Source organism: Maribellus comscasis (genome assembly GCF_009762775.1).
GTDB classification, from domain to species: Bacteria; Bacteroidota; Bacteroidia; order Bacteroidales; family Prolixibacteraceae; genus Draconibacterium; species Draconibacterium comscasis.
Genome location: NZ_CP046401.1, coordinates 5,084,946 through 5,099,286 on the forward strand (window position 1 = coordinate 5,084,946; position 14,341 = coordinate 5,099,286).

The 14,341-nt window shown below is 40.9% G+C and carries 8 protein-coding genes, 2 tRNA genes and 3 rRNA genes; 12 read left to right on the forward strand and 1 reads right to left on the reverse strand.

Annotation, left to right across the window (positions count from 1 at the left end):
- The first annotated feature begins 575 nt into the window (after positions 1-575).
- From GM418_RS20405 to GM418_RS20460, 12 genes are all read left to right on the forward strand, one after another.
- A 16S ribosomal RNA gene (locus tag GM418_RS20405) occupies positions 576-2,097 on the forward strand.
- Between the two features lie 148 nt (positions 2,098-2,245).
- Positions 2,246-2,319: transfer RNA gene (locus tag GM418_RS20410), tRNA-Ile, on the forward strand.
- Between the two features lie 86 nt (positions 2,320-2,405).
- A tRNA-Ala gene (locus GM418_RS20415) sits at positions 2,406-2,479 on the forward strand.
- A gap of 327 nt (positions 2,480-2,806) precedes the next feature.
- Positions 2,807-5,606 (forward strand): 23S ribosomal RNA (locus GM418_RS20420).
- A gap of 102 nt (positions 5,607-5,708) precedes the next feature.
- Positions 5,709-5,819, forward strand: a 5S ribosomal RNA gene (gene rrf / locus GM418_RS20425).
- The 16S, 23S and 5S rRNA genes sit together here with 2 tRNA genes alongside, the layout of an rRNA operon.
- Positions 5,820-5,915: 96 nt before the next feature.
- A complete protein-coding gene (locus GM418_RS20430; protein WP_158869085.1) occupies positions 5,916-7,511 on the forward strand; it encodes an O-antigen ligase family protein in 1,596 nt (531 codons plus the stop codon).
- Between the two features lie 50 nt (positions 7,512-7,561).
- Positions 7,562-8,272 (forward strand): glycosyltransferase family 2 protein, encoded by a 711-nt coding sequence (locus GM418_RS20435; RefSeq protein WP_246222752.1) that lies wholly within the window; start codon positions 7,562-7,564, stop codon positions 8,270-8,272.
- An 83-nt stretch (positions 8,273-8,355) separates the two neighbouring features.
- Positions 8,356-9,063: a superoxide dismutase gene (locus tag GM418_RS20440; protein WP_158869087.1), complete on the forward strand. Its 708-nt coding sequence runs from the start codon at positions 8,356-8,358 to the stop codon at positions 9,061-9,063.
- 55 nt (positions 9,064-9,118) lie between these two features.
- A complete protein-coding gene (locus tag GM418_RS20445; protein WP_158869088.1) occupies positions 9,119-9,898 on the forward strand; it encodes a Rossmann-like and DUF2520 domain-containing protein in 780 nt (259 codons plus the stop codon).
- Positions 9,898-10,428, forward strand: coding sequence for a KdsC family phosphatase (locus tag GM418_RS20450; RefSeq protein WP_158869089.1), 531 nt, complete (start codon positions 9,898-9,900; stop codon positions 10,426-10,428). The genes GM418_RS20445 and GM418_RS20450 overlap by 1 nt, the downstream gene beginning before the upstream one ends.
- Before the next feature lies 1 nt (position 10,429).
- The gene (locus tag GM418_RS20455; protein WP_158869090.1) at positions 10,430-11,005 is read left to right on the forward strand and encodes a Maf family nucleotide pyrophosphatase; all 576 of its coding nucleotides are present in this window, start codon (positions 10,430-10,432) and stop codon (positions 11,003-11,005) included.
- A gap of 125 nt (positions 11,006-11,130) precedes the next feature.
- Positions 11,131-12,138: a sugar ABC transporter substrate-binding protein gene (locus GM418_RS20460; RefSeq protein WP_158869091.1), complete on the forward strand. Its 1,008-nt coding sequence runs from the start codon at positions 11,131-11,133 to the stop codon at positions 12,136-12,138.
- Positions 12,139-12,185: 47 nt separating this feature from the next.
- On the opposite strand, the gene GM418_RS20465 is transcribed toward GM418_RS20460, so the two are convergent.
- A complete protein-coding gene (locus tag GM418_RS20465) occupies positions 12,186-14,237 on the reverse strand; it encodes an alpha/beta hydrolase family protein (RefSeq protein WP_158869092.1) in 2,052 nt (683 codons plus the stop codon).
- Positions 14,238-14,341: the final 104 nt, after the last annotated feature.

A 14,341-nucleotide genomic window follows, 5' to 3' on the forward strand; every position in this document is an offset into this window, starting at 1 on the left:
TATAGATTGTTATATGTGTTTTGAAACAAAATTGCTTTTGTGTCGTAATAATAAAACCGGTTCTTTTTAATTAAATATTGAGTTTCAGTAGGTTGAAAATTGAATCGTTTTTTTTTGAAAAAAATGGTTGAAAAAGTTTTGGTGATATGAAAAAGGTATTTACATTTGCGCTCGCTTTTGAGGCAAAGTTCACTGAAGATATTGAAGAAAAAAGGATTGTTTGAACAATGAGCGTTTGTTTATTGTTTTGATAAGTTCCGGGGGAAGAAAAAAAACTTTTAAATTTTTTAAAGTTTTTTTTGGCAGGAATAAAAAAGTGATTACCTTTGCCGCCCCGAAAGGGAAAAACGTTCCGACGGATATAGAGTTAGATAGAGGTAGAGAGAGAGATGAAGTCGGGGAAAAATATTGAGAAACATAGATGTCAGCATTTGGTTAGATTGAGAAAGATTGGGTGCTGATTTTTTATGGGAAGTTCTTTCAAATTTTGAAGCACAAAAAAGCAAGGTTTTCCAACTTTGTTAATTTCTAAGAGGATTTAACCTGAGCGAAAGATATTTAAACTTTTTATATATACAACGGAGAGTTTGATCCTGGCTCAGGATGAACGCTAGCGGGAGGCTTAACACATGCAAGTCGAGGGGCAGCACGGACTTCGGTCTGGTGGCGACCGGCGCACGGGTGCGTAACGCGTATGCAACCTGCCTTATACAGGAGGATAGCCCATGGAAACGTGGATTAATACTCCATAGTATTATTTTTTCGCATGGAAAAATAATTAAAACTTTGGTGGTATAAGATGGGCATGCGTAAGATTAGCTGGTAGGTGAGGTAAAGGCTCACCTAGGCGACGATCTTTAGGGGTTCTGAGAGGATTATCCCCCACACTGGTACTGAGACACGGACCAGACTCCTACGGGAGGCAGCAGTGAGGAATATTGGTCAATGGGCGCGAGCCTGAACCAGCCATCCCGCGTGCAGGATGACGGCCCTATGGGTTGTAAACTGCTTTTCTATGCCAAGAAACCACTCTACGTGTAGGGTGTTGCCGGTAGCATAGGAATAAGCATCGGCTAACTCCGTGCCAGCAGCCGCGGTAATACGGAGGATGCAAGCGTTATCCGGATTCATTGGGTTTAAAGGGTGCGCAGGTGGGCTTGTAAGTCAGTGGTGAAATACTGCCGCTTAACGGTAGAATTGCCATTGATACTGTGAGTCTTGAGTATGGTTGAGGTAGGCGGAATGTGTTGTGTAGCGGTGAAATGCATAGATATGACACAGAACGCCGATTGCGAAGGCAGCTTACTAAACCATTACTGACACTGAGGCACGAAAGCGTGGGGAGCGAACAGGATTAGATACCCTGGTAGTCCACGCTGTAAACGATGTTCACTCGCTGTTTGCGATACACAGTAAGCGGCTGAGCGAAAGCATTAAGTGAACCACCTGGGGAGTACGATCGCAAGGTTGAAACTCAAAGGAATTGACGGGGGCCCGCACAAGCGGAGGAACATGTGGTTTAATTCGATGATACGCGAGGAACCTTACCTGGGCTTAAATGTAGATTGTATAGATTGGAAACAGTCTTTCCCTTCGGGGCTATTTACAAGGTGCTGCATGGTTGTCGTCAGCTCGTGCCGTGAGGTGTCGGGTTAAGTCCCATAACGAGCGCAACCCTTACCGTTAGTTGCCATCGGGTCAAGCCGGGGACTCTAGCGGGACTGCCACCGTAAGGTGAGAGGAAGGTGGGGATGACGTCAAATCAGCACGGCCCTTATGTCCAGGGCTACACACGTGTTACAATGGTCGGTACAAAGGGCAGCTACACAGCGATGTGATGCTAATCCCAAAAGCCGATCCCAGTTCGGATTGGAGTCTGCAACCCGACTCCATGAAGTTGGATTCGCTAGTAATCGCGCATCAGCCATGGCGCGGTGAATACGTTCCCGGGCCTTGTACACACCGCCCGTCAAACCATGGGAGCTGGGGGTGCCTGAAGTCTGTGACCGAGAGGAGCGGCCTAGGGTAAAACCAGTGACTGGGGTTAAGTCGTAACAAGGTAGCCGTACCGGAAGGTGTGGCTGGAACACCTCCTTTCTGGAGTTTAGGTTAAAACGGAGGAAGTTAACAATTTGGTCCTTGCTTTTTTTAAGATATTACAGATAGAGTTCAAAGTTTAAAGTTCAAAGTTCAAAGAATTGCAACTCGAAACTTTAAACTCGCAAGACGGAGCTCTATAATATAGAGTCCCGTAGCTCAGCTGGTTAGAGTACTACACTGATAATGTAGGGGTCCCCAGTTCAAGTCTGGGCGGGACTACTGCTCAGTTTAAAGTTTAAAGTTCAGAGTTTAAAGTTGAAAGAATATTTTGAACATTGAACCCTAAACTCGAAACTTACAGACTTGGGGGATTAGCTCAGTTGGCTAGAGCGCTAGATTTGCATTCTAGAGGTCAAGGGTTCGACTCCCTTATTCTCCACGGAGGCTGAAAAGTCGGAAAAAAAGAAAGTCCACGCAAGTGGCATGCGTTCAAAAAAAATGAAATACTGAACAAAGCAGGACAAGTTTATATAAAAGCACAATCTGAAACAAGGGAGGTGCAACTTGAAACTGCAGAGGATAAGGCTGGTGCCTGATGTTAGGGTTCGATTCCCTGGTTATCTGCGTTTAGCGGTGGAAAAGTAAAGGTACTTTGTACATTACATACTACTAGCTGATAAAGTTCTTTGGCATGTTGGGAAAATGAGTCAAATCACAATGAGACGACACAAAGAAAAATAAAGACGAATCAATACGAGGATTCAAAAAGAAAGTTACAAAGGGCGTACGGAGGATGCCTAGGCTCTCAGAGGCGATGAAGGGCGTGACAAGCTGCGAAAAGCTGCGGGGATTGGCAAATATGAATCGATCCGCAGATACCCGAATGGGGCAACCCATCCATTAGGATATCCGGGGTAACCTGGAGGCAAACGTGGGGAACTGAAACATCTAAGTACCCACAGGAAGAGAAAACAATAGTGATTCCCAGAGTAGTGGCGAGCGAAATGGGATTAGCCCAAACCGGTTTTGTTTCGGCATGACCGGGGTTGTAGGGCTGCGATATGGAGATATATTTTGAAGTAGAATGGTTTTGGAAAAGCCAACCCAAGGAGGTGACAGTCCTGTATACGTAAGAAATATTATCCTAGCAGTACCCTGAGTAGGGCGGGGCACGAGAAACCCTGTCTGAAACAGCCAGGACCATCTGGTAAGGCTAAATACTCCTGAGAGACCGATAGCGAACAAGTACCGTGAGGGAAAGGTGAAAAGCACCCCGAACAGGGGAGTGAAATAGTACCTGAAACCGTACGCTTACAAGCGGTAGGAGTCTGTATTTATACGGATGACTGCGTGCCTTTTGCATAATGAGCCTACGAGTTAGTCGTCACTAGCGAGGCTAAGCCTTTAAGAGGTGTACCCGAAGCGAAAGCGAGTCTGAACAGGGCGTAAAGTTAGTGGCGCTAGACGCGAAACCTTGTGATCTACCCATGGCCAGGTTGAAGTGATGGTAACACATCATGGAGGACCGAACCAGGAAGCGTTGAAAAGCTTTTGGATGAGCTGTGGGTAGGGGTGAAAGGCCAATCAAACTGGGAAATAGCTCGTACTCCCCGAAATGCATTTAGGTGCAGCCTTGTAAAAGTTTTGCAGAGGTAGAGCTACTGATTGGATGCGAGGGCTTCGCCGCCTATCAAATCCAGACAAACTCCGAATGCTGTAAAATGATTTACAGGAGTGAGGGCATGGGTGCTAAGGTCCGTGTCCGAAAGGGAAAGAACCCGGACCATCAGCTAAGGTCCCCAAGTGTATGCTAAGTTGAACAAACGAGGTCCGGCTGCAGAGACAGCTAGGATGTTGGCTTGGAAGCAGCCATTCATTTAAAGAGTGCGTAACAGCTCACTAGTCGAGCGGCTGGGCATGGATGATAATCGGGCATAAGCATACCACCGAAGCTATGGATTTGTAGTAATACAAGTGGTAGGGGAGCATTCCAGGTGTGTTGAAGATGTAACGTGAGTTATGTTGGAACGCCTGGAAAAGCAAATGTAGGCATAAGTAACGATAAAGGGGGTGGGAAACCCCCTCGCCGATAGACTAAGGTTTCCTGATCAACGCTAATCGGATCAGGGTAAGCCGGGACCTAAGGTGTACCCGAATGGGGAAGCCGATGGACAGCAGGTTAATATTCCTGCGCCGGCCATGCATTAAAAGTGACGGAGGGAAGTAGTTGCTAGGTACTGACGGAATAGTACGTTGAGCCTAGCCTTCGGGCGAAGCGAAGTAATGAATTCCCTTCCAAGAAAAGCGAGCATGGACGCCCGTACCGTAAACCGACACAGGTAGTCAAGGAGAGAATCCTGAGGCGCTCGAGTGATTCGCGGCTAAGGAACTAGGCAAAATGACCCCGTAACTTCGGGAGAAGGGGAGCCAACCGCATGGTTGGCCGCAGAGAAATGGCCCAGGCGACTGTTTATCAAAAACACAGGGCTCTGCTAAATCGCAAGATGACGTATAGGGCCTGACACCTGCCCGGTGCCGGAAGGTTAAGAGGGGATGTTATCTTCGGAGAAGCATTGAATCGAAGCCCCGGTAAACGGCGGCCGTAACTATAACGGTCCTAAGGTAGCGAAATTCCTTGTCGGGTAAGTTCCGACCTGCACGAATGGTGTAACGATCTGGGCACTGTCTCGGCCGCGAGCTCGGTGAAATTGTAGTAACGGTGAAGATGCCGTTTACCCGCAACGGGACGGAAAGACCCCGTGAACCTTTACTGCAGCTTCGCATTGACTCTGGGTAAGTGATGTGTAGGATAGGACGGAGGCTATGAACCGGTTTCGCCAGGAATCGGGGAGCCATCCTTGAAATACGTCCCTTTGCTTACTTGGCGCCTAACTCCTCACGGAGGACATTGCGTGGTGGGTAGTTTGACTGGGGTGGTCGCCTCCAAAAGCGTAACGGAGGCTTCTAAAGGTACCCTCAGGCCGATTGGTAACCGGTCGCAGAGTATAATGGTATAAGGGTGCTTGACTGTGAGACCGACGGGTCGATCAGGTAGGAAACTAGAGCATAGTGATCCGGTGGTTCCGTATGGAAGGGCCATCGCTCAAAGGATAAAAGGTACTCCGGGGATAACAGGCTGATCGCTCCCAAGAGCTCATATCGACGGAGCGGTTTGGCACCTCGATGTCGGCTCGTCACATCCTGGGGCTGGAGAAGGTCCCAAGGGTTGGGCTGTTCGCCCATTAAAGTGGCACGCGAGCTGGGTTCAGAACGTCGTGAGACAGTTCGGTCCCTATCTGTTGTGGGCGTAGGAGATTTGAGAGGACCTGACACTAGTACGAGAGGACCGCGTTGGACATACCGCTAGTGTACCTGTTGTGGCGCCAGCTGCATTGCAGGGTAGCTATGTGTGGACGAGATAAGCGCTGAAAGCATCTAAGCGCGAAGCTCACCTCAAGATGAGATCTCCCTTAAGGGCCGTAGGAGACGACTACGTTGATAGGCTGCAGGTGTAAAGTCAGTAATGGCAAAGCCGAGCAGTACTAATTGCCCGAGAACTTTTTTACGAATTGGTCCTTGTATTGACAAATTTATTTTTTCTTTTCCCAACTGCCTTAAGATATTAAATTGGTATCTCTTTACAAGAGGAGATGTAAGCCATAAAGATTTTAGGTGGCTATAGCGGCGGGGCACCACCTCTTCCCATTCCGAACAGAGAAGTTAAGCCCGCCAGCGCCGATGGTACTGCGTAAAAGTGGGAGAGTAGGTCGCTGCCAAATTTATTGAAGCCCGTGTTCTTACTTGAGCACGGGCTTTACTGTGTTATTACAATAACTTTTTTGTAAAAACGTTTCACTCTAAAGAAAAATCATTCTATGGGAAAACATGTGAGCAAATTAATCGATGACAATTGGTTTTTTGTATCACTCCTGGTATTTGTTGTTGTATTACCTCTTTCACAAGCACTGGTTTCTATATGTGCAGGGGGAATATTTGCGACTGCATTAATCGAAGACAATTGGAAAAATAAATTAATACGTATAAAAAAGAATAAAGTCCTTTTTAGTTTGCCTGCTATTTATGGAATTTATATATTGAGTTCTGTTGTTTCCAATAAATTTTCAGCGTCCCTGTACGATTTACAAAAAAGTCTTTTTTTTCTTGTAATACCCTTTGCGTTTATAATGGGTAAGAAAATTAATGATCAGCAGAAACGTTTTATTTTCTATTTATTTTTAGTTTCAATTATAGTTTCAACAGTAATAGCAATACTTAAATGGAAAATATTTAATACATCAGAAGTTTTTAGCGTTCACAAAGCAAGTTTAGTGTCGCATATTCGGTTTAGTTTTCAGTTAATTCTTGCATTTTGGTTTGTTGTTTTACTTGTTCACAAGAATTTCGGAAAAATTACATTTTCTTTTCTTCTGTTTTTTATAGCAGGTGCGTGTTATTTTGTTTTCTTTCTTTTGTTTCAACAGTCATTAACCGGTTTGATTGCGTTTGCAGGGAGTATTGTATTTTATTTAATACTTTTGGGTGTAAAGTTACCGGGAAAGAATAAATTTTTCTTTTTTATAATTACAATGGTACTTATAGCTGCTCCCTCTGTTTATATTTTAAAAGCCATAGAAAAATTTTATGATTTTGAGAAAGTAGATAAAACTACTATCGACAAAAAAACAACTCAGGGAAATTTGTACAGCCATGATTTTGATAGCCCGATGGTTGAAAATGGCAGATATGTGTATTTATATGTTTGTCAGAGGGAAATGAAGGAGGCTTGGAACAAAGTGGCAGAAATTAAATACGATTCGTTGGGAGCAAACGGATATCCTGTTTATTCTACTTTAATTCGTTATTTGACTTCAAAAGGCCTGAGAAAAGATGCAGCAGGAGTTGAAGCGCTTACTGGGGAAGATATTCTAAATATAGAAAATGGAATAGCAAATGTGGTTTATGCCGGAAATAAGTTTTCGCTTTACCCAAGAATTTATCAGACGATTTGGGAATATTATACCTATACAAAAACCGGAAATGCCAATCAAAAATCATTCTCGCAGCGTATTGAATATGCAAAAGCAGCGATTTCGATTGTAAAGAAGCATCCCTGGTTTGGGGTGGGTACCGGAAATTGGAAAGACGAATTTAAAAAGGCTTATGCCAGAAATAATCCTCATCTAAACAAAGAATACTATGCATCTTCTCATAATCAGTATTTAAACTATATGGTTAAGTTCGGAATTATAGGATTTGGTGTTGTGCTATTTTTTGTACTTTATCCTGTGTTTAAAACGAAACGTTATAAAGATCATTTATTTCTGTTGTTTTTGGTATTTATGTTTTTTGCCAATTTTGCTGACTCAAATCTGGAATCACATATGGGGAGTTCTTTTTTCGTGTTTTTCTATTGTATATTTATCAGCGGAGAGATAAGTTATCTTGAGTTGCCATGGCAAAAACAGCCTTAATAATTTCAACATATAATTGGCCGCAGGCATTAAATTTATGTCTGAAAAGTGTGTCAGAACAAAGTACTCCGCCCAACGAAATAATTATTGCTGATGATGGTTCAGACCATTCAACAAAACAAATAATCGACTGCTTCTCCAAATCTGAAAAAATTCCGGTAAAACATATCTGGCAGGAAGACCAGGGATTCAGACTAGCCGGTATAAGAAACAAAGCAATTCGGAATACAGATTGTGATTATCTGATTTTTGTAGACGGAGACGTAATTCTTCACCGTGATTTTGTAAAAGACCATATTGACGAACGAAAAGAAGGTCGTTTTATAACAGGCAGTCGCGTTTTGCTTTCTGAAGATGAAACAAAAAGAAGGCTAGTTACAGAAGATTGGAAATTTAGAGGACTGAATTATCCGGCTAAGAATAAATTGAACGGAATTCGGAGCTGTTTTCTTTCCCGGGTTTTTTCAAAAAACAACTCAGGGATTTATAATGTCAGAGGGTGCAATATGTCATTTTGGAAAAGCGACCTGCAGGAAGTAAATGGTTTTGATGAACAATTTACAGGTTGGGGACGTGAAGATTCAGATATTACATTAAGAATGTTAAACTGTTCCAAAACAAAGTTGAAGTTAAAGTTTAAAGCTATACAATATCACCTGTTTCATAATGAAAGGGAAAGAGATGCAGTGAGTAAAAATGACAGAATTTTGAATGAAACAATTTCACAAAACAGAAAAAAGGCTGTAATCGGATTAATCTAACTGAGATAAATAGAAGTAATTAAAAAATATCAAACCTTTTTATCTTCCTTTTGTTTATTTTTTTAAAATTAAGAATTAAACAAATGGAGAGAAGAAAATTTATAACAGTTGTTGGAACAGCGGCAATTGCTGCTCCCGTGATTGGAACGTTATCATCTTGCGCATCGGAATCAAAGGTTTTTGAAGGACACAAATTTCCGGAACTGGGTTATGATTTTAATGCCCTGGAACCCTACATTGACGCGCAAACCATGGAACTTCACTATACCAAACACCACCAGGGCTACTTTAATAAGTTTATGAGCGCAGCTGAAGGAACAGAAATGCTTAATACTCCGATGGAACAAATATTTGGAGAAATAAGTAAACATCCGGCAGGAGTGAGAAACAATGGAGGTGGCTTCTATAATCACGCACTTTTTTGGGAAAATATGACTCCTTCGCAGGGCGAATTGCCAGCCGGGTTGAAAGCAGCAATCGAAAAAGATTTTGGATCGGTTGAATCGTTTAAGGAACAGTTTGGAACAGCTGCCAAAACTCAGTTTGGTAGTGGCTGGGCATGGTTAATTTATGGTGAAGACGGGAAATTGAAAGTAACAGCAACGCCTAATCAGGACAATCCTTTAATGGATGTAGCAGAAACAAAAGGTTTGCCGCTTTTGGGAATTGATGTTTGGGAACATGCATATTATCTGAATTATCAGAATAAAAGAGCTGACTACGTTGATAATTTTTGGAACGTAGTTAATTGGGATACTGTTAACACCAGACTCACTGAAGCACTTGCTTAATTAAAATTGGAACATTGGAAAAGGCTCGTTATTTTTGAATTTTAATTCAAAAGAAATGAGCCTTAATTTTTGTTTTCTTGGAGCCGGAAATTTAGCCACACACTTGTCAAAAAGCCTGAAAGAAAAAGGATTTAATATTATTCAGGTATACAGCAAAACCAACAAATCGGCAAAAACACTTGCCGATGTTTTAAATTCTGATTATACAACTTCGCCCGCTAAAATTACGATAAATGCCGATGTCTATTTTGTTGCGCTAAAAGATGCTGTATTTGACGAAGTTTTATCAAAAATAAATTTGGAAAATAAACTTGTTGTTCACTGTTCCGGCAGTCTTCCTGTTTCTGTTCTTTCTGCGTATTCTGATAAAACAGGTGTGTTTTACCCGCTGCAAACTTTTTCCAAACAACGTGACGTTGACTTTCATAAAATACCGGTTTTTGTTGAAGCTAATTCCGAGGAGATTCAAAATAAACTTATTCAAATAGCTGAGAAAATATCAGATTCAGTTACTGTCCTGGAATCAGCAAAAAGAAAGTATTTGCATATTGCTGCCGTTTTTGCCTGCAATTTTGTAAATCATTTTTACACTATTTCTGCTGAAATTTTAAAAACAAAAGATATTCCTTTCGAGGTTCTCCAGCCTTTAATTTTGGAAACTGCTTTAAAAGTTCAGGAAATAGAACCGGAAAAAGCTCAAACCGGGCCGGCTGTTCGTTTCGATGAAAATATTATTTCTGACCACTTGAATGAAATTAAAGATTTAAAAAACTACGCGGAATTGTACAATTCAATCTCAAAAAGTATTTTTGAGCATCACCAAAATTTGAAATAATGTCGTTTTTTAAAGAAGAACTCAAAAATGTAAAAGCCTTTGTTTTTGATGTGGATGGTGTTTTGTCAAAAGATGTTTTATCGATTGGAAGAACAGGAATTTTGATGCGGACAGCCAATGTTAAAGATGGTTTTGCGATACGAAATGCAGTAAAATCGGGATTTCCGATCGCAATTATTACCGGCGGATATTCAAACAGGGTAAGATTAAGATATAAACAATTGGGAGTAAAATTTTATTACCAAAGTGTTCGCGACAAAGTAAAGTGTTTGGAAGATTTTATGGAAAAGAACAAGGTTGAGTCGGAGAATATTCTATATATGGGAGACGATTTGGTCGATTTTAATGTAATGAAAGCGGTTGGTATACCCACCTGTCCGAAAGACGCTGTTGCAGATATAAAAGAAATTTCAAAATACATATCAGATAAAACCGGTGGAGAAGGATGTGTCCGCGATGTTATCGAACAGGTGATGCGTGCTCAGAACAAATGGTTTACGAATGAAATGTTAAAGTCCAGAGCTTTTTAATATGGAGTGGTTTCCAAAATACAATTATATACTTGCTTCTAAATCACCCAGAAGACAGCAGCTTTTAAATTCGTTGGGGATAGAGTTCAAAGTACAACTTAAAGAAGTTGAAGAGAAATTTCCTGACAATCTCTCGATGGAAGAAATTCCTGTTTATCTGGCAAAATTAAAAGCAGCACCTTTTTTAGCCGAACTAAAAGAAAACGACTTGCTGATCACAGCCGATACTATCGTTTCTTTTAATAAAAAAGTGTTGGGAAAACCTTCTGATTATGAAGATGCCAAACAAATGTTGGCAGGGTTAAGCGGAAATGAGCATCAGGTAATTTCCGGGGTCTGTCTGACCTCGGAAAAGAAGCAGACAAGTTTCTATTCTTCTTCTAATGTTCAGTTTAAAGTACTTTCGGATAAAGAAATTGAATATTACATTTCAAAATTCAAACCATTGGACAAAGCAGGCGCTTATGGTATTCAGGAATGGATTGGAGCCGTTGGAATAACACATATCGAAGGTTCCTTTTACAATGTTATGGGGCTCCCAATTCAAAAATTATACGAAGAAGTTCAAAAATTCTGAATACGCTTTAAAAAAGGTTTCAATATTTATTGTGTTATAAAACAATAGATTAAAGAAATTTATTGTTAAACTCTTCTTGCGGATATTTCGTAACTTGAATATAAACATTAATTATTCCAAAAGATATGAAACATCCGTTACGACTTATTACAATTATTTTTCTTGTCGTTTTTGTTCTGAATGGATGTGAGAAAAAACAAAATGCTGAAGTAAAAGTAGGTTTTTTGATTCATGCATTGGACAAGGAAAGATGGGAAAACGACCGGGACTTTTTTGTTGAAAAAGTTCAGGAACTTGGAGGAACTGTAGAAGTTCGTATTGCCGAAAATGATGCCGGTAAACAACTGGAACAGGCAAAAGAACTGCTCACCAACGGTGTTGATGTACTGGTCATTGTGCCGGTTGACCAATTTGCTGCTGCTGACATTGTTAACGAAGCCCACACAAAAAATGTAAAGGTTATCTCTTACGACCGTTTGATAAAGAACTGTAAACTTGATTTTTATGTTTCAACTGACAATGTAGAGATCGGGGCGCTTCAGGCTGATTATTTAACCAAAATCAGGCCAACCGGGAATTATGCTTTAATCGGTGGCGCCCGAAGTGACAATAACAGCCAGTTTTTGTATCTCGGACAAATGAATGTATTGCAGCCCCTGGTAGAGAAAGGAGACGTTAAAATTGTTTATAACGAATTCACAAATGCATGGGAAGAAGAAGAAGGTTATGAACAGACAAAAAAATTATTGTCGCAGACTGATAAAGTGGATGCAATAATTGCCGGTAACGATGCAATCGCGCTGGGATCAATCAAAGCTTTGACGGAAGCCGGAAAAGAAGAACAGGTATTGGTAGCCGGAATGGATGCAGATTTAAAAAATTTACAGGAGATTGTAGCCGGACATCAAACATGTACAATTTACAAACCTTACGAAAAGCTCGCGGCAACGGCGGCAGAATTGGCAACAAAACTGGGCCGTTCCGAGGAATGTGAACGAACATTTCAGACCATTAGTAATGGTGCAATGCTGGTTCCAACTGTATTCCATGAAGCGATGATTGTAAACAAAGAGAACCTGAAACTTACAGTAATATCAGAAGGTTACCAAACCGAAGAAGCGGTTTACAGATAGACCGACACCAGGGAAAAGTCCCTAACAATACAAGTTTGTGTTTAAAGCTAGAACAGGGAAATAATTTGCGAATCAGTTTTTTGGTTTGTGATTATTTCTCCTTCAGCATTTAAAATGTTTGTTCGTTTTACCCCCGGTGATACTGATATTAACTCATCAATATCGTAGTAAGGTAAACAACCTGGAGCGACAGAAAAAGCCTGCTTCGGATTGTAATATTTTATTTGAATTAAATCCCGGTATGACTGTAGTGATTCGTTTAAAATTATTTTGTCAAACGGATTTTTTAAAACTGAATAGTGTAAAACCGCCTCAGATACAGTTCCATTAGCAAATACATCGCAGGTTGTGCCAGGATTCTCAGATACCAGGTATTGAGCAATCAGGTCGATGGCTTCTGCCTGAACTCCAGTCACACTGGTTCCAACGAGGTTGGCTACAAAAGTATAGTTAAAAGGAACGTTCTGAACAAAACCGTCACCTCTGAACTCCGGATCTTTTAATTCGCCTGTTCCGGGAAGATCAGCAGAAATAATAGTATATCCCAAACCGAGAAACTTTGGTAAAAGAGCTGAATTCGCTATTGCTTCTTTGCCGTCGGAATCCAACCAAATTAATATTTTGTCTGCATCGGTATTTTTACTTTTAATTTTGAAAAGAGGTAAGGCAAAATCTTTGCTGTTGTTTTCAAGAAAATATTTCTGAATTTTATAGCTCTTAGCATCTACTTCCCCGGTAAATACCGCAGCCGTAAGTTTCCTGGAAAATTCAATTCCTGATATTTCTTTAACTTTTTGTTTTAATTCTGTCTGACTAAGTTCTTTTCCTGAAAAATATTCCTGATTAAGATCGTACACAGTTTTTCCTTTCAATGACGAGCCCAGCTGCCCTGTAGGAGTTACCCAAAGTTCTTCAACTTCAAATGTGTTAACATTATTATCAGTATTATCCCCCGGATTTCTTAAGTGTTCCTGAAAGAAAGCATAGACAGTTTCGCGATTTTTTTTGGTCGATTCATGACCACCAAAGTCTTCTGTAAAACGGATATTGCTGGCTTTTCCAAGAGCTGTGTATGATTTTTGAGTTTCTGCAAAAGTTTCCCGGGCTCCCTGCTGACTAAAAAAATCGTGGGTGGTTGTTACAATCAACGTCGGTTTTGGAGCTCGCATATGAATCAAATCCGGATGATCTAAACCGTTTTTTAGAAATTGATACGGATTTTGTTCTGCATCCTGCGGGCCAATCGACTGAAGTAATCGAGTGAAATTGGTAATATAACATTCCGGCGCCGCCGCATAGATTCTTTTATCAAAAGCCGCGATAAGTGCCGTTTGTGTTCCGCCTCCGGAACGACCTGTTATCCCTATTCTGTTGGCATCCACTTCTGCCCGGGTTTCAAGATAATCGATTGCCCTGACACCGTCCCATATAAAGTAATCCGAGAGTGAGGTGCCGGTAAGTAGTGTTTGTGCTCCTGCATAAGAATGCTCTGTGGTTGAACCTCCAATTTTTGATTTTCCGGTTTCCTGGTTTAAATATTGTAACCGTTCACCCTGGCCAATCGGATCAATAGCAAAAACAATAAATCCTTTTTGGACCAGATTTAGAATTACACGCTGATAGGTTTCACTTCGGAATCCCAATTCGGTATGCCCGGAAACATAAATAACTGCCGGCGCAGGATTTTGGCGGTTTTTGGGCAGAAACATACACCCGGTAACATAAAATTCAGGATGCGATTCGAAAATGATTTTTTCAACTGTAAAATTGTCTTTCTCAATTGTGCCGGTAATTTTTGCATTTAAAGGTGTTTTCTGAAATTTTTTCAAAGAAGAACCAAATACCTCTTGTGTTTTTTTCTGGTAGTTTAACCAGTCCTCTCTTGTTTGCAACTGCTGAATTCTTTCTTGTCTTTTTTCCAGCATGCCCAACGCTTTATCAGTAATGATTTTATACAATGCTTCATCATTGTTTTTGTATAAGATCCATTTATTCTCCTGTCCTTCTCCGTTGTTAAAAACAGACAATGACACTTCCTGAGAAGAGCCTGAAAAATTAAAAAAAAGAGTTGAAAGAAATAGAAAAATTAGCCGGTTCATATTTTAAAAATTATTTTGTCAGCTAAGTTAACCAAATTCACTTGTGAAAAATTACAAAAATGTTACGATTTCAATCCTTAACCTGTTTTCTTGCCCGGGAAAAT

Coding starts and splice junctions, on each gene's coding strand:
- GM418_RS20430 (WP_158869085.1), top strand. CDS start 5,916: ATGGGAAAACATGTGAGCAAATTAATCGATGACAATTGGTTTTTTGTA.
- GM418_RS20440 (WP_158869087.1), top strand. CDS start 8,356: ATGGAGAGAAGAAAATTTATAACAGTTGTTGGAACAGCGGCAATTGCT.
- GM418_RS20445 (WP_158869088.1), top strand. CDS start 9,119: ATGAGCCTTAATTTTTGTTTTCTTGGAGCCGGAAATTTAGCCACACAC.
- GM418_RS20450 (WP_158869089.1), top strand. CDS start 9,898: ATGTCGTTTTTTAAAGAAGAACTCAAAAATGTAAAAGCCTTTGTTTTT.
- GM418_RS20455 (WP_158869090.1), top strand. CDS start 10,430: ATGGAGTGGTTTCCAAAATACAATTATATACTTGCTTCTAAATCACCC.
- GM418_RS20460 (WP_158869091.1), top strand. CDS start 11,131: ATGAAACATCCGTTACGACTTATTACAATTATTTTTCTTGTCGTTTTT.
- GM418_RS20465 (WP_158869092.1), bottom strand. CDS start 14,237: ATGAACCGGCTAATTTTTCTATTTCTTTCAACTCTTTTTTTTAATTTT.